Source organism: Sphingomonas yabuuchiae (assembly GCF_001477495.1).
Taxonomy (GTDB): domain Bacteria; phylum Pseudomonadota; class Alphaproteobacteria; order Sphingomonadales; family Sphingomonadaceae; genus Sphingomonas; species Sphingomonas yabuuchiae_A.
The window spans coordinates 1-22,264 of record NZ_LDTF01000097.1 but is presented as its reverse complement, the minus strand read 5'-3'; the positions used below and the strand labels follow the sequence as shown (position 1 = coordinate 22,264).

The 22,264-nt window shown below is 61.4% G+C and carries 17 protein-coding genes; 7 read left to right on the top strand and 10 right to left on the bottom strand.

The window, feature by feature from the left end; translation table 11 throughout:
• Window positions 1-9: 9 nt before the first annotated feature.
• Window positions 10-342 (bottom strand): ArsR/SmtB family transcription factor, encoded by a 333-nt coding sequence (locus NS355_RS15525; protein ID WP_058746512.1) that lies wholly within the window; start codon window positions 340-342, stop codon window positions 10-12.
• 245 nt (window positions 343-587) lie between these two features.
• On the opposite strand from NS355_RS15525, the gene NS355_RS15520 reads away from it, so the two are divergent.
• The 3 genes from NS355_RS15520 to NS355_RS15510 all read left to right on the top strand — a co-directional run bounded on the left by NS355_RS15520 (window position 588) and on the right by NS355_RS15510 (window position 2,819).
• Window positions 588-1,070: a MarR family winged helix-turn-helix transcriptional regulator gene (locus NS355_RS15520; RefSeq protein ID WP_058746511.1), complete on the top strand. Its 483-nt coding sequence runs from the start codon at window positions 588-590 to the stop codon at window positions 1,068-1,070.
• Between the two features lie 13 nt (window positions 1,071-1,083).
• A complete protein-coding gene (locus tag NS355_RS15515) occupies window positions 1,084-1,941 on the top strand; it encodes an SDR family oxidoreductase (protein WP_058746510.1) in 858 nt (285 codons plus the stop codon).
• A gap of 65 nt (window positions 1,942-2,006) precedes the next feature.
• Window positions 2,007-2,819 carry an SDR family oxidoreductase gene (locus NS355_RS15510; protein ID WP_058736488.1) on the top strand — a complete coding sequence of 271 codons (813 nt, stop codon included), beginning with the start codon at window positions 2,007-2,009 and terminating at the stop codon, window positions 2,817-2,819.
• Between the two features lie 103 nt (window positions 2,820-2,922).
• Here NS355_RS15510 and NS355_RS15505 read toward each other — a convergent pair whose 3' ends face one another.
• A complete protein-coding gene (locus NS355_RS15505) occupies window positions 2,923-3,441 on the bottom strand; it encodes a TetR/AcrR family transcriptional regulator (protein WP_167345474.1) in 519 nt (172 codons plus the stop codon).
• 156 nt (window positions 3,442-3,597) lie between these two features.
• Between NS355_RS15505 and NS355_RS15500 the strand changes: the two genes are divergently transcribed.
• The 3 genes from NS355_RS15500 to NS355_RS15485 all read left to right on the top strand — a co-directional run bounded on the left by NS355_RS15500 (window position 3,598) and on the right by NS355_RS15485 (window position 9,960).
• Window positions 3,598-4,587 (top strand): inositol monophosphatase family protein, encoded by a 990-nt coding sequence (locus NS355_RS15500; protein ID WP_153008249.1) that lies wholly within the window; start codon window positions 3,598-3,600, stop codon window positions 4,585-4,587.
• A 692-nt stretch (window positions 4,588-5,279) separates the two neighbouring features.
• Entirely contained in the window at window positions 5,280-7,100 is a 1,821-nt protein-coding gene (locus NS355_RS15490; protein WP_084788018.1) for a sensor domain-containing diguanylate cyclase, read from the top strand.
• A 262-nt stretch (window positions 7,101-7,362) separates the two neighbouring features.
• Window positions 7,363-9,960, top strand: coding sequence for a glycosyl hydrolase 115 family protein (locus NS355_RS15485; RefSeq protein WP_153008248.1), 2,598 nt, complete (start codon window positions 7,363-7,365; stop codon window positions 9,958-9,960).
• A gap of 241 nt (window positions 9,961-10,201) precedes the next feature.
• On the opposite strand, the gene NS355_RS15480 is transcribed toward NS355_RS15485, so the two are convergent.
• From NS355_RS15480 to NS355_RS15460, 6 genes are all read right to left on the bottom strand, one after another.
• A complete protein-coding gene (locus NS355_RS15480; RefSeq protein ID WP_058746505.1) occupies window positions 10,202-10,651 on the bottom strand; it encodes a hypothetical protein in 450 nt (149 codons plus the stop codon).
• A gap of 178 nt (window positions 10,652-10,829) precedes the next feature.
• On the bottom strand, window positions 10,830-11,819 hold the full coding sequence (locus NS355_RS15475) for an amidohydrolase family protein (RefSeq protein ID WP_058746504.1): 990 nt from the start codon (window positions 11,817-11,819) through the stop codon (window positions 10,830-10,832).
• Window positions 11,820-11,861: 42 nt separating this feature from the next.
• Complete coding sequence (locus NS355_RS15470) at window positions 11,862-14,228, bottom strand: membrane-bound PQQ-dependent dehydrogenase, glucose/quinate/shikimate family (protein ID WP_058746534.1); 2,367 nt, start codon at window positions 14,226-14,228, stop codon at window positions 11,862-11,864.
• A 425-nt stretch (window positions 14,229-14,653) separates the two neighbouring features.
• Complete coding sequence (locus NS355_RS18795) at window positions 14,654-15,607, bottom strand: hypothetical protein (protein WP_153008247.1); 954 nt, start codon at window positions 15,605-15,607, stop codon at window positions 14,654-14,656.
• A 507-nt stretch (window positions 15,608-16,114) separates the two neighbouring features.
• A complete protein-coding gene (locus NS355_RS15465; RefSeq protein WP_058746503.1) occupies window positions 16,115-17,224 on the bottom strand; it encodes an alkene reductase in 1,110 nt (369 codons plus the stop codon).
• 271 nt (window positions 17,225-17,495) lie between these two features.
• Window positions 17,496-18,221, bottom strand: coding sequence for an SDR family oxidoreductase (locus NS355_RS15460; RefSeq protein WP_058746502.1), 726 nt, complete (start codon window positions 18,219-18,221; stop codon window positions 17,496-17,498).
• Window positions 18,222-18,370: 149 nt separating this feature from the next.
• On the opposite strand from NS355_RS15460, the gene NS355_RS15455 reads away from it, so the two are divergent.
• Window positions 18,371-19,267 (top strand): AraC family transcriptional regulator, encoded by an 897-nt coding sequence (locus tag NS355_RS15455; protein WP_058746501.1) that lies wholly within the window; start codon window positions 18,371-18,373, stop codon window positions 19,265-19,267.
• A gap of 289 nt (window positions 19,268-19,556) precedes the next feature.
• On the opposite strand, the gene NS355_RS15450 is transcribed toward NS355_RS15455, so the two are convergent.
• Together NS355_RS15450 and NS355_RS15445 are read right to left on the bottom strand one after the other, a co-directional pair.
• On the bottom strand, window positions 19,557-21,533 hold the full coding sequence (locus tag NS355_RS15450; protein WP_084788016.1) for an alpha/beta hydrolase family protein: 1,977 nt from the start codon (window positions 21,531-21,533) through the stop codon (window positions 19,557-19,559).
• A gap of 398 nt (window positions 21,534-21,931) precedes the next feature.
• Window positions 21,932-22,264, bottom strand: a 333-nt coding sequence (locus NS355_RS15445; protein ID WP_153008246.1) for an IS5 family transposase, incomplete at its 5' end; no start/stop codon positions are given.

Genomic DNA, 22,264 nt, shown 5'->3' with positions numbered 1-22,264 from the left:
GGCGTCCTTTCAGCAGCAGGGGGCGAGTTCGGCGATGAGCGGCGCGCACAGTTCCGCGTTGCCCGCACAGCAATCCTTGACGAGGAACAGGGTCAGCGCCCGCAGGCCATCGAGGTCGGCGCGATAGATGATCGAGCGGCTATGCCGTTCGGAGCGGATCAGGCCAGCGCGCGCGAGAATGCCGAGATGCGCCGACATGGTGTTCTGGGGCACGTCTAGCTGACGGGCTATTTCACCGGCCGCCATGCCGTCGGGTTCGTGACGGACCAGCAGGCGGAACACATCCAGGCGCGTTCCCTGTGCCAGTGCACCAAGCGCAACAATAGCCGAATCTTTTTCCATATATCCAGCATAGCAGATACATCGATTGGCGCTACTGTCTCGCGCTTGTTAGTAGCTCAGGTGTTCCACCACTCACCCGCAACAGGTTTTCGGGAGGACCAAGAGCGTCCCAAAACTCGATCCCAATGAGAATCAGTCGATGCGATGATCGGGAGAACAGCGCTCAAGGCACGCTCAGCTTCGAGGAACCTTCACGCAACCACCGAGTTTGACAACGAGCTGTCGTATTGGAATGGTGCTGTCTAGTGTCCGAACAGATCACTGAAGTGCGTGAGCTGGCAATAGCGGTTTTCGCTTCGAGCGGTCGATTGATCGCGACTGGCAATGAACGCGTCGCGCATCTCGGTCTCACCAGCGCATGGTGGCAAGTCTTGGGTGCACTGCGTTATTCGCCTGTTCCGCTACCCACCGCGTCCATCGCTCGCAATATGGGCCTGACCCGGCAAGCTGTGCAGCGCATTGTCGATCTCCTTGCCGAGCGCGGCATGGTCGCGTTTGAAGACAATCCGCATCATCGACGCGCCAAGCTCGTCGTCCTTACCCGGGAAGGTTTGGCTGCTGTTACCAGTGCCGAACAAGCTGTCGCGACCCTCGACAGGGAGATCGCTGACAGGATCGGGCGTGAACGTATCAAAGACGCCACCCGCATTCTCGGCGAAATGAACGCCATCCTGACCGAGTGGCTGGACCGAACGGAGGCATCCCCTTCCCCCAACAACGCTTTGTGAAAGGAGTTGTGACGTGATTTTGATATCAGGGGCGACCGGTGGCATCGGTGGAGAAATTTGTCGACTGCTCAAGGAAACAGGTACGCCGTTTCGCGCCTTGTGCCGCAAGGGCGAGCAGGTGCAAGACTTTCAGAAGAAGGGCATCGATGCCATAATTGGCGATTTCGACCGGCCAGAGACGCTGGCATCCGCCATGCGGGGCATCGAGACCATGTTTCTCATCACGCCGCCCACACCCCAGCAGGTCGACCAAGAGACAGCCGCGATCGATGCTGCTCGAAATGCGGGGGTTGACCGAATTGTAAAGATCTCCGCGTCTGACAGCAACGTGCTATCGCCCGTACCTTGGGCAAAGTCCCATGCCCTCATCGACCACCATTTGCGTGCATCGGGGATCAACTGGACGATCCTGAAGCCGACAGCATTCATGCAAAATTTTCTCTGGTTTAAAGATCCAATCACCAAGGGATTCCTGCCGCAGGTGACAGGCAGCGGCTCGGTTTCGTGGGTCGATACGCGCGACGTCGCTCGCGTGGCCGCGACCGTGCTGACCCAAGACGGTCATGAGGGCGCAACCTATTTTTTAACCGGGCCGGAGACGATCGACATGAAGGAAGCATCATCCCGCTTCTCCAAGGCTATCGGCCACAAGGTGCGCTACCTCGACCTTCCGTCACCGCTGTTCTGGCTCATCCTTCGCCTGACGGGAAACTCAAATTGGATGGCAAAGGGACTGGTAGTGCAATTCGCTGATGTCGTCGCTGGTCATCACGACATCGATCCGACCTTTGAGATCGAGCGTCTCACCGGCAAGCCACCGCACACGTTCGGAGATTTCATTCAGGATCATCGCAAAGAATTTGCGCGTTAGGCTCGAATCCTGAGCCAACTTTCTAGCAACCTTATCCCTATCCGCCCGATCCGGAGACATTTCCCGTGCCGTCTTCATCTGAACCGCTCACCGGCCACGCCGCAGTCGTCACGGGTGCCAGCTCAGGTATCGGCCTTGCGGTCGCCGAGGCGCTTGCGTTCGCTGGCGCTTCTGTCGCCATAACATACCATTCTCATGCCGAGCCGGCTGATGAACTTGCCGCTCGGATCAACGCTCAGGGCGGTCAGGCTATAGCCGTCAAGGCCGATGTCTCGCAGGAAGCGGATGTCCTTCGCCTTTTCGATGAGGCGGTGTCCGCTTTCGGTCGTGTCGACGTGCTCGTCTCAAACTCCGGAGTACAGAAGGATGCCACCGTTGCCGATATGTCGCTCCAGGATTGGAACATGGTCATCGACATCAACCTCACCGGGCAATTCCTGTGCATGCGCGAAGCCGTAAGGCGGTTTCGCACACAACCAAAGGGCGGGCGGCCGGCGCGTAGCGCTGGCGCGATCATTGCGATGAGCTCAGTGCATGAGATCATTCCGTGGGCCGGACATCTCAATTATGCTTCGGCCAAGGGCGGTGTACGGATGCTGACGCGGTCGCTGGCACAGGAAGTCGCAGCCGATGGTATCCGGGTCAATGCCGTTGCGCCCGGTGCTATTCGCACGCCAATCAACAAAGAAGCGTGGGACAGCGAAGAGGCGCTGACTAAGCTTCTGCGTCTTATCCCCTATGGCCGTATCGGCGAGCCCGAAGATGTTGCTCGAGCGGTCCTCTGGCTGGCTTCCGATGCAGCGGACTACGTCACCGGAACAACACTCTTCGTCGATGGTGGCATGTCGCTCTACCCGGAATTTCGCGACAACGGCTGACCCGCTTCGATCATGACTGGTCCGGCTGGTGATACCCCGAATTGCTGGCGTGTCCGGGTCGGGTACATCGGTGGTAATCTCGGTTCGCTGACGTGTTGTTAGATCAGGGTGTCGACAGCCTGGCCATCACCACAGCCCGCGCGCGCATTTCGAGACGAGCACGGTCGTCATCGCCGCGCGTCGCTGCCGGATTGACGACAGTGGCGATCAGCGATGCGATATCCTGCGCTAGCTCGCAGCTCGCTGCGAAGCCGGCCGACTGCAGAATGGCGCATATCATGACCACCACTCGCTCATAGACCGGAGTGATATCAGCGTCCGCCCCAAGACGTTCCTGCTCCGCCTCAAGAATATGGGCAAGCCGGGGGCGTTCCAGCTGCTGACCGACAGCGACGGTGATCAGCCGCGCTAGCGGCGACGGGTTCGTCGAGCCGATGTTGATTGCGGCGATCTGTGCCTCGAGTATGGCGAGCTCCCGGCGGATAAGCGCCCGCGTGATCGCATCCTTATTCGGGAAATACTGGTACAGCGATCCGACGCTGACGCCGGCCCGTTGGGCAATAGCGTTCGTCGTGTAACCTGATGGTCCAGCCGCCTCCAGAATGCGAGCTGCGGCTTCCACTATCGCGTCCACCGTGGCTGCGGAGCGGCCCTGTCGCGCGGTTTTCCGCGGGTTCATCGCTTTGGGTGGCACGGATGTCGTCATCAGGAAGGCGAGTAGTGGAGGCTGTGGGTCAAGGCTAGTTTCCCCCCATAGATCAACACGAGGCCAGCAACCATGATACGCAACGAAGACGACGCGCTGCTCGCTGAAACTATCCGCGCGGTCGAGACGGCCGGAAAAACGCTTCTTGCCCGTTTTCGCACAACACCTCCGCCGACGACGTTGGCGGATCTGCTCGCCGGTATTGAGGCCAATGATGCCGCCGTCGAAGACGAGCTCCGCCAGGCGTTGCTTGCCTCGCTTCCGGGATCGAGCTGGGCTTCCGACGAGGAAGAACAAGGGAAGCTGCCGTCAGGCGATTGGTGGGTGGTCGACCCGGCCGAGGGCAACGTCAACCATTTGCACGGACGATCGGGCTGGGCCGTCACTGCGACCCTTGTGCGTGAGGGGGAGCCGATCTTGACTGCGATCTCGGTTCCGTTGTCCAAAGCCATCATCATGCTGGGCGCAGGCCTCATCCTGCTGCCCGGCTGCAAGCCTGCCGCAAACGACGCCACTGCGCTCCTCAAAGCCGGTGACGCACGCATCTGCGTGGCGCCGGAAGTCGAGGATACGCTGCGCGAGATGATCGCACCCAAACCCGATCTAGCCAAAGCCTATTCGGTCACCTTCAGCGATGCCACGCTGGAGAGCTACGATCCTCAGGTGCACAAGGCCCTGTGCAACACCCGCGTGACGGTCCAGGGTCCCGGCGGAGGGCTGATCGACCATGCCCCGCTCAACATTTCCGTCTCGCCCTCGGCGAGGGACGACGGGCAGTTTCTCGTCACCGCCCAAGGCATCGACGCCTATCATCAGCAATTGGTCGACGATAACGCCGAACGGGCGGAACAGGCCGCGTCCGAAGAAGCCGACAAGGTTGCCGAAGAGAAGCTGACCGCGCTGGTCAAACCCGGCTGGCTGATTGGGCGCTGGGTGGGGGCAAAAGCTGGCAGCGATGCCTGTTCGCAAAAAGGCTATTTCGGCTTCGTCAGAGGCGGCGTCGCAGACTTTGGCGACGGAGCCAGCTTCCGCTGGACGATGCAGGGCCGCCGGTCAGCATGATTGGACCGAGCGGCAGTTTGACGTTTGATATCACAGACGCAGACAACGACACCATGTCCACGCTCTACAACGGTAGCGAAACACAGGACTTCCGACGCTGCGCACCCAGCGAGATTCAATCCGCGGAGCAGTTTGAAAAGGCTGTTGACGCTCTTCCCGCAGTCGAAACGTCTGACGACGAAAGCGCTATGCCGAGCCAGGAATAACGTCTGGCCCGACCCAGATCGGGTCATTCCTGACGTCCTGCTCGCTTCCCAAATTCTGCCATTCGTTCATCTCCCGATTACAGGGAGCATGCACAGGCCAAGGACGATCCGATTTTGAAGATCGCCAACACTGCGATGTTGGCGAACGCCTGCCGTCCTGCTGGCGTACCGGTCGAGTGCCAAGTGCTGGCGAGCGGTGGTCATGGCTTCGGCATGGGCCATCCGGGTAGCCCGCCGCCCGCCTGGCCCGGCTGGTACAAATGCGGAGGCCGGACGTTCGCATGGGAAAGACCCAAGAGCGGGCATACGCGTCCGGCTGTTCCGCTAACGAAATCAAACATCTATTCAGCCAACATAGTCTGCCGATATCGGTTTTGGCCGGGCGGCTTAGGGGTCTGGCTCCCGCGATCAGCCTGTCGTTTAGGTAACGATCTAGTCCGGGATAGCGGTAACGAACCGCTAAGTAACTCTCATTAGTCCGACGAAATGTTCGCTTCGCTTTCCTCCCGAGTGGCTGCGCTCGGCGTCACCGTGGTTATCGCCGTCGCCGGGCTCGCCGGGCTCTTAGTGGATGCAGCACGCCAGACGCGGGACAGCTTTTTATGGGTAGAGCATTCCGCAATCGTGCTCGAAATTACTTCGGAGGCCGTGGCGGATTTGCGCGATGCGGAATCTGGCCAGCGCGGGTTCGTGCTGACCCACAACCCGGTCTACGCTTCCTCATTTGCCTCTGCCATCGCAGATGCGGAAACGAAGATTCGGCGGGTCATAGCGCTGACCCGTGACAACGCTGTGCAGAACGCTCGCGCCCGAGAAATCGCCGATCTCATGGCACAACGTATCGTCTTTCTTCGGCAGCCGCTTGACCGCGGGCGGCGCGGGGATTTTGTCGGCGCCCTGGCGATCATTTCCAGCGGCCGCGGACGCGAATTGATGGATCAGCTTTCCGTACGCACACGCGCCTTCCTTGATCAGGAACGTATTCTGCAGGGCACTCGCCAAGCAGCCGCGGAGCAACGACTGACGATCGGCAAATGGTCGGCAGTGATCGGCGCCGCCTTTGTCGTTCTGCTCATGCTAGTCGGCATGTCTCTGCTCGTCCGTGCCATTCGCAGGCCGCTGGATACCATGCTGAAGGCGATGACCGACCTTGGCGACGGCGAACACACGCGTATCGAGACGGCGATGGGGTCGAGTGAATTCACGAGACTGGCGCGCGGCTACAACACGATGGCCGATCGATTGGCCATGGCCGTTGCGGATCAAGCTGGCAGTGAGCAGCGACTGCAGGTTGCCAATTCGTCCCTTGAAAAGACAGCGGCCACGCTCCGCGAACGCGGTGACGTCATTGAGCTGTTAGGCGGAATGGCGCACCGTATGCAGGCAGCTCGTACCGACGACGAACTGGCACAAATCATTCGCGTCTTCGCGCCCCGGGTCTTGCCAGGAATTCCTGGCGCCCTTTATGCCCATAATAATTCTCGGAACCTGCTCGTCCCCGTCGCCGATTGGGGCGACCTCGAAACCGCAGTGGACAGCTTCGCGCCCGATCAATGCTGGGCCCTGCGCCGCGGACAGGCGCATTGGGTCGCCTATCCCGGCCATGATATCGTCTGTGCACATGTCCAGCACCCGGAGACGTACCATTGCGAGCCGTTGCTCGCCGGCGGCGAGGTGATCGGCGTCCTTCATCTGCGTGGCCAGATCGGCGCGGAAAGCCGCTTCCGGCTAACGGTGCTTGCCGAGAATATCGCATCCGCCCTTGTCAATCACCGCCTGCAGCGCAGCTTGCGCGAGCAGACGATCCGCGACCCACTGACGGGGCTCTTTAACCGGCGTTACATGGAGGAGGCGATGACGCTCGAGATTGCACGGGCCGCGCGTTCGGGTGCCCCGCTCAGCCTGGTCATGTGCGACGTCGATCACTTCAAACGCTTCAACGACGACCACGGACACGAGGCCGGCGATGCCGTGTTGCAGGCGGTGGCGGCGGAGATGAAGAGCCGCTTCCGCGACGGCGACGTGGTATGCCGCTTTGGCGGAGAGGAATTCACCGTCATCGCGCCCGGCACGTCATCGGAGGCACTGCTGACGAGAGTCGAAGCTGTGCGCCAGGCGATTGCGGAACTCAATATTCATCAGAACGGCCGCACCTTGGGTGCCACCAGCATGTCTTTCGGCATCGCAAGTTGGCATGAGGCGATGGCGCGGGACGGCTCCTCCCTCATCCAAGCGGCGGACGCGGCGCTATACCAGGCCAAGCGCGAAGGCCGAAATCGAGCCACCATATCTACGATGGCCGCATAAGACGTTGGCAGATGCGACCCAGATGCGGACGTTCGCAGCTTCCCGCCCGCTTCTCAACATTGGACGTTCGTTCACGTCGATCATGGCAGCGGCGTTGGCTTAGGTCAGCGAACGCAACGATGCAGGAAAAGGGAAAAAGCTCGGTCTATATGGCAGTAGATAGAAAGCGAAGGGTTGCATGCGGTCGGGTGGTATCACAGCCAAGAGCTTGCAATTACCCATCATTCTCCTGATGATAGCGATAACAAATAGGAGAGGCAGCATGGAGCCAAATTTTCGGGCGAGGATGGATCGGCGGACGCTGCTCGGTACTGCCGCGATTATCGCCGGTGGTAGTTTGGTCCTGGACAACACGTTATCGCCTGCCACAGCAAAGGCTCCACGGGCGTCCAAGCCTTTCAGCTTGGTCAGCAATGGTCTGCCAGCACAAATCATGGTCGACGCCGAGGCAGACACTGCGGTCCGACATGTCGCTGACCGTTTCGCCGAAGACCTGGCCCGCGTAAGCGGACAATCGGCGGGGCGGCCATCCGACACGATGACGGCCAGAGGGCCGCTGGTGATCATCGGGGCGATCGGTCAAAGCAAGATCATCGATCGCCTGATCGCGGATCGGCGCATCATGGTCACGGACCTCGAAGGCGAGTGGGAAGCTTACAGGCAGATTGTCGTCGAACGCCCGTTCCCTGGCGTGCCACGCGCGCTCGTCGTGGTCGGGTCCGACCGCCGGGGAGCGGTGTTTGGCACCTATGACCTGTCCGAACGCATGGGCGTTTCGCCTTGGCATTGGTTCGCTGACGTGCCCGTCATGCGCAGGCGCAGCGTCTTCCTGACGTTCGACGGACAGCGCGATCAGCCCAAGGTCCGGTACCGTGGCTTCTTTATCAACGATGAGGACCCGTGCTTTAGCGGTTGGGCGAAAAAGAAATTCGGCGGCATCAACGCCAAGATGTATGCCCATGTCTTTGAACTGCTGCTGCGGCTGAAGGGCAACTATTTGTGGCCCGCCATGTGGGCACCCAAGGCGTTCAACGACGACGATCCGAATAATATGGTGCTGGCTGATGCGATGGGCGTGGTGATGGGGACGTCTCATCACGAACCGCTCACTCGCGCCCAAGACGAATGGCACCGCAACAATGAGGCAGGCGTCACGGGCGGCAAGTGGGACTACGCCACCAATGGCGAAAACCTTCGCCGCTTCTGGCGTGGAGGCGTCGAGCGCATGATGTCGAAGGGTGACGGGCGCGGCTATGAGAGCCTGTTGACGGTCGGCATGCGTGGCGATGGGGACGAGGCGATGGCCGAGGGCACCGCGACCGGTCTGTTGGAGACGATCGTCGCCGACCAACGCAAGATCATCGCCGACGTGACCAACCGCCCGGTTGACCAGACGCCGCAGGTCTGGGCGCTCTACAAGGAGGTACAGGACTATTACGATCACGGGATGCGCGTCCCCGATGACGTGACCCTGTTGTTCTCCGACGACAATTGGGGCCAGATCCGACGCCTGCCGGTCGATACGACGCCTCGCAAGGGCGGTTACGGCGTCTACTATCATTTCGATTATGTCGGCGCGCCCCGCAATTACAAATGGATCAATACCAACCAGATCGAAAAAATCTGGCAGCAGATGGACTTGGCCTATCAACGTGGGGCACGTACCATCTGGATCGCGAATGTCGGCGACATCAAGCCGATGGAGTTCCCGCTCAGTTTCTTCCTGCGTCAGGCGTGGGACCCGGAAGCGATGACACCAGCCACCCTCGCGGCCTATCCGGCGCGATGGGCCAGCGCGCTGTTCGGCGCGGGCGAAGGGGAGCGCATCGGGGATCTGCTCACGACTTATGGCCGCTATGCCGCGCGCCGCAAGCCGGAGCTGATCGATCAGGACAGCTTTCCACTTGGTCCACCGACCGGTCGCGGGCCATTGGATGGCGGGGTGTTCGGCGGCCTGGTCGCCGAGTGGAACGCGCTCGAAGCGCAGATGCTTGATGTGCGTCGACGCCTGGCGCCCGAGCAGCACGACGCCTTTTTCCAACTGGTCGAGCATCCGATTTCAGCGCTCGCGAACCTGTACCGCCTCTATTACGCCGCCGCTTGGAACAAGCGGCTCGCATCGAGCAATGACCCCCGAGCCAATGCTTTCGCCGACCAGGTAGAAGCATCGTTCCGGCGGGATGATGAATTGACCGATCGATACCACAGCATTGCGGGCGGCAAATGGGATGGCATGATGGCACAGGTTCACATGAACTATGTCATATGGAACGACCCGGTGCGGCAGGCCATGCCCAGCATCACCCGGGTCGGCGGGGACGTCCCCGAAGCGATCCGCAATCGTCCCGCGCAGTTCGCCCCGCCGTCTCCTCCGCCCAAGGGGGTGATCACTATCGAAGCGGCCGCATTCAGCCGGAAGCGCGCGGCCGCCGGATTGGAATGGACTGCAGTCCCACATTTGGGGCGTGGCCGTGGTGCCTTGATTGCATTGCCGCAGGGGCATCACGCCACCAGCGTTTCTGACGGCATATGCGTCGAATATGACGTCGACTTGCCTGAAGCCGCCAATACGACACTGCAACTTCATCTCATACCATCGCTGGACGTGACCGGTGGCGGCCAGTTGCGGATTGGGATGTCCATCGATGACCGGCCAGTGCAAATTTTGCGTGCCCATCTGGAAGCAACAGGCGGCGAACAGGACACTCCAGCCAAGCAGCGTTGGGCCGACGCGGTCAAAAACAACGATATGGTGATGCAATGCAGTTTAGGTCGCCTGGCGCGTGGCAGGCATGTGTTCAAGCTCTGGAGGATCGACGATAACGTGGTTCCCCAGCAGATTGTACTTCAAACCGCCTAGCCGCCGCACGGGGAGCGCCAAGAGCTTTTAAAATCGCCGGTCAGGCGGTCAATTTCGAATTGGGCAGCGTTTCGTGTATGCCAGTTTGAAGCATGGGGTGTCGCGAAGACCCAGAAGCCGTCGTTCGAAGCTGCCAGACCGCTTCCCGGTTTCTGCCATTCGTTCATCACGCGAGACCAAGGCAGTGCCCCAGATGCTGGGCTGACTGTGTGTCGCCTATTAGTGGAGAGCGGGCACAGTCCTAGGCGAACCCGTCCCGCTTCTGCTTCGGGCGTAGCCGCCGCACTCTGCCAGCGTCGGCGTGCCAGAGGCGAGTTTCAAACCGCTTGCGTTCCTGCTTTGCTTCACCGTCACCAGCCTTGGCACCCTGACCGAGCCAATGCCGATACCCAGCCATGTCGTCCTTATTGAAGCAGGTCAACGCCATGTGTTGAGCTGCGCGCAGGTCGCCTTGCTTGTATGCGCGTCGATAAAGGCCAGCCGCGCTAAAGGCATCTGCGGGAGTGCCAAACGGGTCGGCGCTTCCATCATTCGAGAACCAGTCTGCAAGCTCGATCATCGCACCCGCGTGTTTGCGTAGAGCAAGGTGCCACATGATCGGCAGCCACTTACCAACGTGTCGCTCATACCGGATCGCCAAACCTTTGAGGTAAAGCCGGTCTGCTGGCGTATCGTCGTCAACGCGTTCCATGCCTCGACTTTCGCACAAGCTATGCACGTCTGCTATTGGGCGAGAGCAGCCGCCCTGCCCAGCCGCTGAGGAGACCCAATTTCAGTCATGCACGGCCGCTGAACGACGTGCCTAAATCTGCCGTTCGTTCATCCCAATTTGACGAACTCGCAGCTCGATCAGCGCATCCCGTTACGATCTACTTTTTTGCCGCTGTTGTCAGGCGTTCCCAGTTCGCGAATGCGAGGCTACGGCGCGTCGCCTCATCGATAGCCACGGTTTCCAGAAAACGTCGCGGCTCGCCACCCTCGCGATATTGATATGGGAAGTCTGTCGAGAACAGCAGGCGCTCGGGACCGACAATATCTAGGCACTGCTGAAGATAGGTAGCATTCCACATACCGCTGCCGGTGACATAGAGGTTGCGGCGTGCATATTCGATCAGCAACTGATCGAGATCGAGAGCGCGCTCCATGACGGCGGATGTGCGCTCAAGGTAGAACAGCACCACCTCGCCCCAATGGCCAAGGATGATCTGCAACTCCGGTAATTCGTCGAAGACCCCGGCCGCGGCAAGGCGGATCCATTCCAACCCCGCCTCATAATGCCAACCGAGGCCAAAGGCTGCGAGCGCGAGATCGGCTCGCTCGCTGATCCCCGCGTATTGGGCCGCGCGCACCGACGGTGCCGGCGTCTGAGGGTGGATGAAAAGCGGCACGCCGAGTTCGGTGGCCTTGGCCAGCATGGGCCGTAGTGCCGGATGGTCAAGGTGACGGTCTCGGGTGCGTCCACACAGCAGAGCACCCTTGAGGCCGAGGTCATTCACCGCGCGCTCGAGCTCGCGAGAAGCGGCATCGGGATCAGCCGTCGGCAGGGCTGCAAAACCCTGGAAGCGGGTGGGATGACGGACGCATGCATCGGCGATAAGGTCATTCACGCGCTGCGCCGTCTCAACAGCCTGTCTTTCCTCCAGATTGTGAAGACCAGGCGTGGTCAGCGAAAGCACTTGGATGTCGATGCCCTGCTCGTCCATTAAGGCCAAGCGAGCTTTACCAAGGTCCGCCAGACGTTCGCCCGTCATCCCGCCATCGGCGATGTCCGATACGGGATCATGTGGTGGAGGAGCGAACGCCCAGGCGTTCCGGACAAACGAGGGCAAGACATGTTCTTCGATGGCGATCAGGCGCATGGACTACCCACATCAGCTATGGTGGCGAACATCGCGGTCGTGTCAGCTTCTCGGTAGCGCGTAGGCGAGCGTGTAATCGCCGTACCGGGTACCCAGAGCGCCGTGTCCGCCCGCGGTGATCACGACATATTGCCGCCCGTCGCGCCCGCGATAGGTCATCGGCGTCGCCTGCGCGCCCGCTGGCAGCCGCGCTTTCCAAACCACCTCGCCTGTGTTGAGGTCGTAAGCACGGAGATACTGGTCCGTCGTCGCCCCGATGAACGCTAGGCCACCCGCGGTGATGATCGACCCGCCGAGGTTCGGCACGCCGGTCTTGATCGGCACGCCAAGGTGGGATCCGAACAACCCCGTATCGCGCGCGGTGCCAAGCACCTTCTTCCACAAGATGCGGCGCGTGTTCAGATCGACTGCGGTCAGATGGCCCCAAGGCGGCGCTACGCAGGGCGCCCCGAAGATTCCCACCCATGCCTTTACTACCGCGACGTAGGGGGTGTTGTACTGGGTTTGCAGCTGCGCCTGCATGGCGTTCTCACCGCCCTGCTTCTGCTTCATCATCGGTGCCACGCGCGGATCGTCGCGGCGCATCAGCCACAGCTTGAACGGCATCTCCATGGTGTTGACGGTCATCACCCCGCGGACGGGATCGACCGCAGCGCCGCCCCAGTCGGTCACCCCGTCGAATGCCGGATGTCCGATGATCGGGTTCAGCCCCATCGGCTGGTAGATGCCGGTGCCCTGCGCGCGGCGGATGTCGATGCGGCAGAACAGCTGGTCGATCGGCGTCGCGCCCCAGGTCGCGGTTTCGGTCGGTGCCGCCGGGGTGAAGCTCGGCATGCCGGTCGAGAAGGGCTGGGTCGGTGAGACCCGCACGCCCGAGGTGGCACCGTCAGTGCGCACCGGCCGTTCGGTGATCGCAGCGAGCGGCGCGCCGGTCAGGCGGTTGAGGAAGAACACCTGCCCCATCTTGGTGGTCTGGATCAGCGCGGGGATGACCTGTCCGTTCGGAGCGCGGTAATCGAACAGTGAGGGCCCGATCGGCAGATCCATGTCCCACATGTCGCGGTGAACGAGCTGCCGCGTCCAGCGCAGCTTGCCGGTCGCGACGTCAAGCGCGACGATCGACGAGCCGAACCGGTCATCGAACGGCCGGCGATAGCCGATCCAGTAATCGGGCGAGGCATTGCCCGTCCCCAAATAGACGAGGCCGTTGGCGGCATCGGCGGTGATTGCTCCCCACACATTCGGCGTGCCGCGGGTATAGGTCTGTCCTGCCCGCAGCGGCGCGATCGCATCCTGCGAACGGCCGACGTCCCAGGCCCAGACCGGCGCGCCCGACACCGGATCATAGGCGCGCACGACGCCCGATGGGATATCGCGATTGACGTTGTCGATGATCCGCTCGCCGATGATCAGGCGATTGTTGACCACCACGGGGGGTGTCGTACCGATCTGATCCGACGGCTTCGAGGTCCCCATGTTGGTGCGCAGGTCGATCGCACCGCCATTGGCGAAGCTCGGGCACGGCCGTCCGGTATCGGCATCGAGCGCGACCAACCTTGCGTTGAATGTGGGCGCGAAGATGCGGCGCGGGCACGGCGTTCCCATCGGCGCTTCGAAATAGGTGACCCCGCGGCAGACCAGATAGTTGTTGCCAGCGATGGCTGCGTCCTCGTGCCAGCTCCACTTCGTCTTGCCGGTGGTCGCGTCGATCGCCTGGACGAAGGAGTGCGGCGTGCAGGTATAGAGCGTGTCGCCGATGTGGATCGGCGTCGCCTCGGAATGATACTCTCGCTTATGTTCCTGGGTCTCAGCCGCCATCGGCAGGTCGCCGGTGCGCTGCGTCCAGGCTAGCTGCAGCCGCCCGACATTCTGAGGCGTGATATCGGCCAGCGCGGAGTAGCGGCGCCCTGACAACGTGCCGCCGTAATCGCGCCAGTCGCCGTCGGCTTCGCCGATCGGCGCCGGCGCGATCGAGGGTACGGCTGGTGCGTTCTGCGCTTCCACGCCGTCACCATGCAACACCAGCCCAGCTAGGCCTGCCACGACCAGCGCCGCTGCGACCGCGGGCACGGCATGCGCGCGTGATCGCCAGGACCGCGCTCGCCAGCCCGTCAGCAGCACAAGAATCAGCAGCACCGTCGGCGCGACTACGCGAGGCACCAGCTGTAGCCCGTCGAGCCCGACCTCCCACAGCGCCCAGACCAGCGTCGCGACCCAGATGGCGATGAATAGCCAGCGCCCCAGCGGGCTGCCCCGCCCAAGCAGCGCACCGCTTGCCACCATCGCGATGCCGACGATGAGGTAATAGGGCGACCCGCCGATCGATGCGAGGACGGCGCCCGCCACCGCAAAGAAACCGCCGAGCAGGGCGATCACCCATGCCAGCACCACCCGATAGACCCGCGCCATCTTCTTCCCCTTCACGTCGTCTTGGCTGAACGCGTAGAACGGGCGGAAGTCTCAGAGGGAGAGCCCCGGCACGTGGCCATCCTTGCTCATTGTGCGGCTCCCGGCTCCATGATCCAGCTTCAGTATCTGCGCTGGATCGAGCGATGGCGTTGGCGATCATGAACCTACGAACGCAACCGGCTAGATGACCCACAATCGGTCATTCAACCCATCCATCCCGCTCCCCAACTTCGGACGCTTGTTCATCGTCGCGAACGACCGGCTTGCTACCCGGTCATCCACTGACGAATGTCGTGAACTGGTGGGGAGCGGAACGGCAGCTTTCGGGAAGGCGGGTGTCAATAGCCGACATTGCATCCGGCGCTTTTCATCGATTGACCATAGCGAGGCAGTACAAGGCTCTAAGCGAGGCCGCTCAGGGGCGCTTACCCGTCAGACAGTAGATCTGCTGGATTCCAGCGGGACATCAAGATTGCAGAATGCAAAACAACTCGCGACGCCTCCTCGGGCGTGAGTTCATTTTGCGAAGTTTGGATCGCCCTGATAGCCCTTGCAATCACGAGATGCCAAGATGCTGATGGGACTGCATTGGCGTCAAGGAGCTCCGCAGCGACAGGCCAAAGACGCTTTGTTGCAGATACAATCGACCTTAAATAAGGTGACGGTGCGCTTGTTAGGATAGCGATGCCTTCTGCAACCATTTTTTGGACCTCGGCCTTTGAGATGCCGTCGCCCGCGATGCTCCAGATCGATGTCGTATTCTCAAACAACGGTCCATTCAGGGCATCACCGAAATATAGCAAGCGCCCGTCTTTCAACGTGATTTCTGTCAAATCGATCCGTTGCTGCTCAGAGTCGGCCGTAATCCGGAGAGCCATATGGCAAGCGAAACCGACAAGTCCTCCAGAAACAGATAGTATGTGACTAAACCGGTCCAGTCCGGTGTGCCATTCGAGCCAATTTTGGATTGAAGCCGTTGCCGCACCCATCGTATCGTCCTGGGCAGGTATACTCTGCTCGCCTACCGGTAACTTGATCATTGACCGGGTGTGGGTAAAAACCCAGCCCCAGAATATAACGCCAAATAATGAAAAAGCTCCTCCCACGACTATGAGGAAATGTTCAAAACCAGATTTTTGGCTTAAATGAAAATAAAATAGAGACGGAACCAGAAATCCGACGCATGGTATGACGCAAAGCCAGCTTAGTTGCTTTCTCATGCGGCGAAACCGTGCCGTTGTTTCGATAATATAGCTCCCACCCCATTCACCATATGGCGCGAAGAGCAATCGGCCATCACGCGTGCGACTGAAGCCAGTATCAGCAATGGCTCCCGGCAATTCGATTAGGCCGCGCAAGCCTTCCATTACCGCCCGCATCTATTATTCCTTATAGCTTCATCTGCCCGCATCCGATTGAGTAAGACCGTAAGGTTAAGGATGTGCAAGTTGCCCGTTTTGGGGATACGAGAGCCCCGATGACGGCCTGGATACGGGCAAGTATCTTGGCCGTTTTCCGGCGGCTGGGCCGAAAGCGCAATGGCGGCAATTGGGCGGAGCTACCGCCCTCCCCTGCGCCGCCATGACCCAATCCCGGACATTCAGGTCTCATCTTCGGAGCTCCAACTTCGGACCCCCATTAATGTCCGAAGGGGGGACTGCGTCATAGGCGCTTTCCCCGCCGAACCACACGGCAGCTTCCCGAGGAAAAATTTAGAGAAGCAGCGCCAATGGTAGCTCCGTCGGCGCGGCAGCTGGACTTGCTATCGCCCCTGCGCCGACGGTGGCCACAACCCCGACCCCGCTCACCGACTCCCGGAGTCCTCATCGCGATTAACCTGCGGTATGAGCTCGATCATACGGCTGGCTCTGATGTGGGGGGCTGGCTCAGCCGCGATCCGGGTTTCCGCGCATCGTCGGCCAGTCGGAATAGCCGACCGACCCGCCGCCATACCAATATTCTTTTGGCGCCTCTGCAAGCGGCGCGCCTGTGCGCAGGCGATCAACGAGATCGGGGTTGGCAATGAAGGGCCGCCCCATGCTGAACAGGTCAGCATCGCCACGCTCAAGAACCTCCTCGGCCAGCTTGAGCGTGTACTGGTTGTTCGCGATATAAGCCCCTTTAAAGCGCTTGCGCAGCGCAGCAAAGTCGACGCCATCTGCGTCACGTGTCTGCTGCGTCACGCCCTCGATGTCGTGGACATAGAGCAGGCCGCGCTGAGACAGCGCATCAATATAGGTGCCGAAGGTTTCCATCACGGTGCTGTCGAGCGGCGTCTCGCCGGGCATTGTCGTTGCTGGCGACAACCGGATGCCGACACGCCCTGCGCCCCAAACGCCGACGACCGCATCGACGACCTCGAGGGGGAAGCGCAGACGGTTTTCGATTGACCCGCCATAGTGGTCGGTTCGCCGGTTGGTGCTGTCGCGTACGAACTGTTCAAGTAGATAGTTGTTCGCCGAATGGACTTCGACTCCATCGAAACCTGCCGCCTTGGCGTTGGTGGCGGCGCGGCGATAATCCTCGACGATGCCAGGAATCTCGTCGGTTTCGAGCGCGCGCGGCGTGACGTGGTCCTTCATCCCTTCTTTGGTGAAAGCCTGTCCGACCGGCTTGATCGCAGATGGCGCGACTGGCGGCTCTCCGCCCTGTAGGTCCGGATGTGAGATGCGGCCAGTATGCCACAATTGAAGAAACATCACGCCGCCGCGATCATGGACAGCCTGCACGATCGGGCGCCATGCCTCGATTTGCTGGTCGTTCCAGATGCCCGGTGTCAGCGCGTAGCCGACTGCCTGTGGGGAGATGTTGGTCGCCTCGCTTATTATGATCCCAGCGCCAGCGCGCTGTGCGTAATAGTCTGCGGCGAAAGCGGGCGGAATCCCGTCGTCGTTCGAACGGCTGCGCGTCAACGGCGCCATGACGATGCGGTTGCGCAGCGACAGGTCACCGATCTGGACGGGCTGCAATATGGGCGATGCGGAATGGTCGGGCATGGTCGGCGATATCCATCAAGCAGTGCAAGATCAGGAACGCTGAACGGACAAGCTGCCGTTACGGTCCGGCGTTCGGCCGCATTCATTGTCGGTTGAACCGATCTGGAAGAGATGCTGGTGGCGCGTTGACGGTCGCAATGGCCTCCTATGCGATCATGACCCAACCCCAGTCGTTCCCGATCCCCTCCTGGCTACCTGATCTCAGCGCTCGTCAATGTGTACGAACCCGTCGTTTGGGCGTCCCCGCTTCGGCACCGGCACGCCCAAGCACTCACATGTCCGCTGCGGTCGGGCGAACGATCACCTCATTGATGTCGACACCATCCGGCTGCTCGATGGCATAGCGAACGGCTCGCGCGATCGCATCCGGCGTCAGCGACTTCTTGCGCCATCCGGTCAGGGCCACCGCAACCTCAGGATCGGTGATATCATGACCCAGTTCGGTGGCGACTACGCCTGGGGAGATTAACGTCGAACGGACCTCGTCATGCTCCTGCCGCAGCCCTTCAGTGATGGCGCGTACGGCATGTTTGGTGGCGCAATAAACCGCGGCGGTCGGCATCACCATGTGCGCGGCGACCGAGGCGACATTGACGACATGGCCGCTTCGCTGAGCCACGAACCGCGGCAGGACCGCGGCGATGCCGTTAAGGACGCCGTGGATGTTGACGTCGACCATCCGCTTCCACTCGTCGCGCTTGAGCGCAGCGAGCGGCGAGAGCGGCATCACACCCGCATTGTTGACAAGCACGTCGATGCGACCGAAGCGTGCTTCAGCGGCCTCGACGAACGCGTCGAAGTCGGCGCCGTCGGTGACGTCGAGTTCGCGCCAGGCGACGGTCTCACCCAGTTCCTCCGCCAGTGCCTTGAGACGCTCTCTGCGACGCGCGCCGATGAACAGCCGGGCGCCGGTCGCAGCCAATTCCCGCGCAGTTGCCTCCCCGATCCCGCTGGACGCGCCAGTGATGAGGACGACCTTGTCGATATTTCCTGCCATGATGCAGTCCTTCCGTTGTGGTGACGGGACGCAGATGGGCCATCGCCCACGCCGAGCGGTAGAGCGATCGCCCGAATGGCTTGCACGATCCTCCAGAATTGATGCCGGGCGCTTGCCCACAGCGCGCGAGTGGGGGAAGGATCGTCGCCATGGACCGGGTCGCTCAACTCTCCACCCTCATCGATCGACACGTTGTGGGCACAGGCATTTGCAGCACGGCGATGCCGCGTGTGTCGCTCATCCGGGCCGACGCGCCGAGCACACCCACGCCTGCCGTCTACGAGGCCTCCCTTTGCATAATAGCCCAGGGATCGAAGCGGGTGTCGATCGGCGAGCACAGCGTCGTCTATGACGCGGCCCATTACCTCCTGGTCTCGGTCGACTTGCCGCTGGTCGGTCATGTGCTCGATGCAAGCCCCGAGCGCCCCTATCTCTGCTGCAAGATCGATCTCGATGCCGCGATGCTGGCCGATCTCATGGCGAGCGAGGGCGGCGGGGTCGCCCGTACGGATCTGCCGGTGCTCGGCGTCTACCCCGGCGATCCCGACCTGATTGACGCGGCATGCCGGCTGGTCGGGCTGCTCGACCGACCCGACACGATCCGCGCGCTGGCGCCGCTGATCGAGCGTGAGATCCTCTATCGTCTGCTCACCGGGCCGCACGGTCCGATGCTTCGTCACGTCGCAACCGCTGGCAGCCATCTCAATCAGGTCAGCCGCGCGATCGCCGCCATCCGCCGCCGTTTCGATGCGCCGATCCGCATTGACGACGTCGCAGCCGAGGCCGGGATGAGCTCCTCCTCGCTCCATGCACATTTCAAGGCGATCACCCGCATGACGCCGCTGGAGTATCAAAAGCAGCTGCGGTTGCAGGAGGCCAGACGCCTGATGCTGACGGAGGGCGCCACGGCGAACACGGCAGGCTTTGCCGTCGGCTATGAGAGCCCATCGCAATTCAGCCGCGAATACAGACGACTGTTCGGTGCGCCTCCACGTGCCGATATCGAACGACTCCACGCCGCGCCAGCAGACGCCATGGCGCTGTAACGATGGCTCGGGTCGGACGGTGCTGCGGGCTACTGGGATCGGCTGAGGCTGGCAAGACGACCCAAACCCAGACATTCATTGCCCCCTGCCTGCTTTCGCACTTCAGACGTTCATTCATGTCGACCTTCGAGACAGTATCGGCTCGAATTAGGCATGAGAGCGCTGCGAATGCGTGAAGCCAACCATCCGCTTTGGGCGTAGAGGTGATTCAATGGTCAGACGGGCGGCCCCTAAGTAATGCGCGCTTATGCGACGTTCACCTCGCTCGCTCCCATGTCCTTCCTAAGAATTAGTCCTTCATCCCAAGTGTGGCACGCAGGAACGTGTCGCTCTTGCCGAGCATATCGGTGCGCACGTCCGAGTCGTCGAGCTGATGCGTCAGTCCCTTATACTCGACGAACTGCACCTGTTTACCGGCAGCGCGAAGCTTGCTCTCCATCAGCCGTGACTCGCCGACCGCGACATTCTGGTCAAGATCACCATGGAACAGCAGGACGGGCGCCTTGATACGATCGGCGTTCTGCGCGGGCGATCCGGAGCGGACATGCTCGCCATGCCCGATAAAGGCATCGACCAGGCGATAGTCGACGAAATCGTTGTGCTCGGTGCGCAGCGTCTCAAGGTCGGTCACCGGCGCTACGGCGACGATTGCCTTGAATAGGTCGGGATCAAGCACTGCCGACTGCAATGCCGCATAGCCGCCATAAGACCAGCCGAAGATGGCGACCTTTCCCGGCGCGGCGATGTCCGATGACAGCAGATAGCGCCCCGCATCGTTGACGTCGCCGATCGCAACGCGCCACGACTGGAAGCCATTCTTTTGGAACCAGTTGGAACCATAGCCCGTCGAGCCGCGGAAATTGGGCTGGAGCACCGCATAACCGCGGCTAGCGAAGAATTGTGATAGCCAGTCGAAACCCCATTCGTCGCGAGAACCCGGTCCGCCATGCGGTAGCACGATTGCTGGCAGCCCCTTGTCCGCGCCACCCGACGGCAGCGTCAGATAGGCGGGGATCATCGTGCCGTCCGCCGCCTTGAAGGTGATCGCCTTCACCGGCGACAGCGTCTTGCCCTCCAAGTCTGGACGCGCCGGCAGGATCGGCGACAATTTGCGCGCGGTACGGTCGAACAGATAGAAATGGCCCGGGTCGACGTCGCTGCCCGCGAACAGCACCAGCTTCTGTTCGTCGGCGGTCGCATCGACAATGGTGACGATCGGCTGCTTAGGCAGAGCCTTGCTGAGCGAGGCGGCGATCGCTTTCAGCGTAGGGTCGAAGATCACCACCTGGCGTCGGTCGGTGGCGAAGCTGGCGCCGACGACGCGCCGCTGCCGACCGATACGGACGATGCCGTCGACGTCGACGTTCGGATTGTCGAGAACAAGCTCGCGCTTGAGGCTGCCGTCGAGCGAAACCTTGAAGAGTGCACTGCGATCGCCCTGCGCGTCGAAGCCATAGGCGACGTTAAGATCGCGGTCGACCGCCCAAGGATCAAAGCCGGTGGCCACGCCTGCGCCATTAGATGTCACGACCGATAGCGGCAGCCAGCTGCGATCACCGGGCTTACGATAGAAATAGGTGGTCTTGCCGATGAGCATGCCACTGTCCGCGGCGCTCGCGACGCCCATGATGCGCACCGTGCCGTGACCGTCGGTGATATATTGATCGGCGTGCCCGTTCGGCCGCTCGACCGCCTGTCGGCGTAAGGTGGTGGTGTCGACCCGCTCGACGCCCAATCCGGCGACCGTGGCGGCGAGCAGCGTTCCCGTCTGACTTTGTGTCCCATGGACACGCGTCATTAGCACCGATCCGCCAGCGCCGTCATCACCAAGCAAATCGATAACCCCGCCGCCGAACTGTGCCGGACCGTAGACGCTGTCGCGCGTTTCGCCGCTCAGTTGCTTGAGGTCGCTGCCGTCGGAATTGAGCGACACGACGCGGCTGAACCGCAAGCGCATGCCGTTGGACATCATCAGCGTCGAGATATTGCAGATCAGCCGCTTGGGCGTCGACCAGTTGCAGGAGGAAATCTGGTCCGGCCGCCCGGTCGCGCTGAGTACGGTCGACAGCCGTGAGCCGGCGACGAGGTCGAAGACGAAAACCGCACTACCCGCACCGGCGATCGCGCGCACCAGCGCGAGCTGCGTTCCGTCGGGCGAGATGCTGACCTGCTGCACGTCCTCGCGCATGCCGAACGCCTTGGCGGCATCCTGCGCCGTCTGCGCACTAGCGGCGCTCGCCAACATGACCGCAAAACCTGCGAGCATTATCGTCCTGCGCTTCATCGTCGTACCTCCCCCGAATTTGGGTCCTTGCTAGCCATGGGCGAGGACGGGCACCAGCCAATTAACTGATTTTATACGTCTGTATCACGGTCGTGACGCGAACGGTCGCGTGAAAGTGACGCCGAGGTTGGTCGTGATAACGTTTGCCTTCTAAGCACCGCGCTACTCCCCCGCCCCTTGCTCAATTTTTTCGGCTTGATGCGACTTGCAGACCTAATTCAGCTGCAGTGCGCCTTCCGCGACCGGCAAGACCCAATCCCGGCCGTTCGCACGTGCCTTCTCGCTTCCCGAAAGCTGCCGCTCGTTCATATAAGCGGATCGGCTGCTTGAGCGAGCCCGATCGGCCACCCGGAACGGCGGAGATGGATGGAAAACGGTCACTAGGTAGTAGACTCATAAGCGCGCAGCCACAGCCTCATGGAGGCGAGCTGGACCATCGCGAGGAAGTTGCCGGCGAGCTTGTCGTAACGGGTGGCGACGCGGCGGAAGTGCTTCAGCTTGGAGAAGAAGCGCTCGATGAGGTTGCGCTCGCGGTAGAGCCGCTTGCTAAAGCAGATTTTCCAGCGGCGGTTGCTCTTGGGTGGAATGTTGGGCGTGGCGCCTTGGTGCTGGATCAGCTCGCGGATGCGGTCTGCGTCGTAGGCCTTGTCCGCCAGCACAATGGTGTGCGGACCGAGATGGTCAAGCAGGGTGTCTGCGATCTTCCCGTCGTG

Coding starts and splice junctions, on each gene's coding strand:
- NS355_RS15465 (WP_058746503.1), bottom strand. CDS start 17,224: ATGCCCGACCATTCCGCATCGCCCATATTGCAGCCCGTCCAGATCGGT.
- NS355_RS15460 (WP_058746502.1), bottom strand. CDS start 18,221: ATGGCAGGAAATATCGACAAGGTCGTCCTCATCACTGGCGCGTCCAGC.
- NS355_RS15480 (WP_058746505.1), bottom strand. CDS start 10,651: ATGGAACGCGTTGACGACGATACGCCAGCAGACCGGCTTTACCTCAAA.
- NS355_RS15450 (WP_084788016.1), bottom strand. CDS start 21,533: ATGCTCGCAGGTTTTGCGGTCATGTTGGCGAGCGCCGCTAGTGCGCAG.
- NS355_RS15500 (WP_153008249.1), top strand. CDS start 3,598: ATGATACGCAACGAAGACGACGCGCTGCTCGCTGAAACTATCCGCGCG.
- NS355_RS15455 (WP_058746501.1), top strand. CDS start 18,371: ATGGACCGGGTCGCTCAACTCTCCACCCTCATCGATCGACACGTTGTG.
- NS355_RS18795 (WP_153008247.1), bottom strand. CDS start 15,607: ATGCGGGCGGTAATGGAAGGCTTGCGCGGCCTAATCGAATTGCCGGGA.
- NS355_RS15525 (WP_058746512.1), bottom strand. CDS start 342: ATGGAAAAAGATTCGGCTATTGTTGCGCTTGGTGCACTGGCACAGGGA.
- NS355_RS15475 (WP_058746504.1), bottom strand. CDS start 11,819: ATGCGCCTGATCGCCATCGAAGAACATGTCTTGCCCTCGTTTGTCCGG.
- NS355_RS15490 (WP_084788018.1), top strand. CDS start 5,280: ATGTTCGCTTCGCTTTCCTCCCGAGTGGCTGCGCTCGGCGTCACCGTG.
- NS355_RS15470 (WP_058746534.1), bottom strand. CDS start 14,228: ATGGCGCGGGTCTATCGGGTGGTGCTGGCATGGGTGATCGCCCTGCTC.
- NS355_RS15485 (WP_153008248.1), top strand. CDS start 7,363: ATGGAGCCAAATTTTCGGGCGAGGATGGATCGGCGGACGCTGCTCGGT.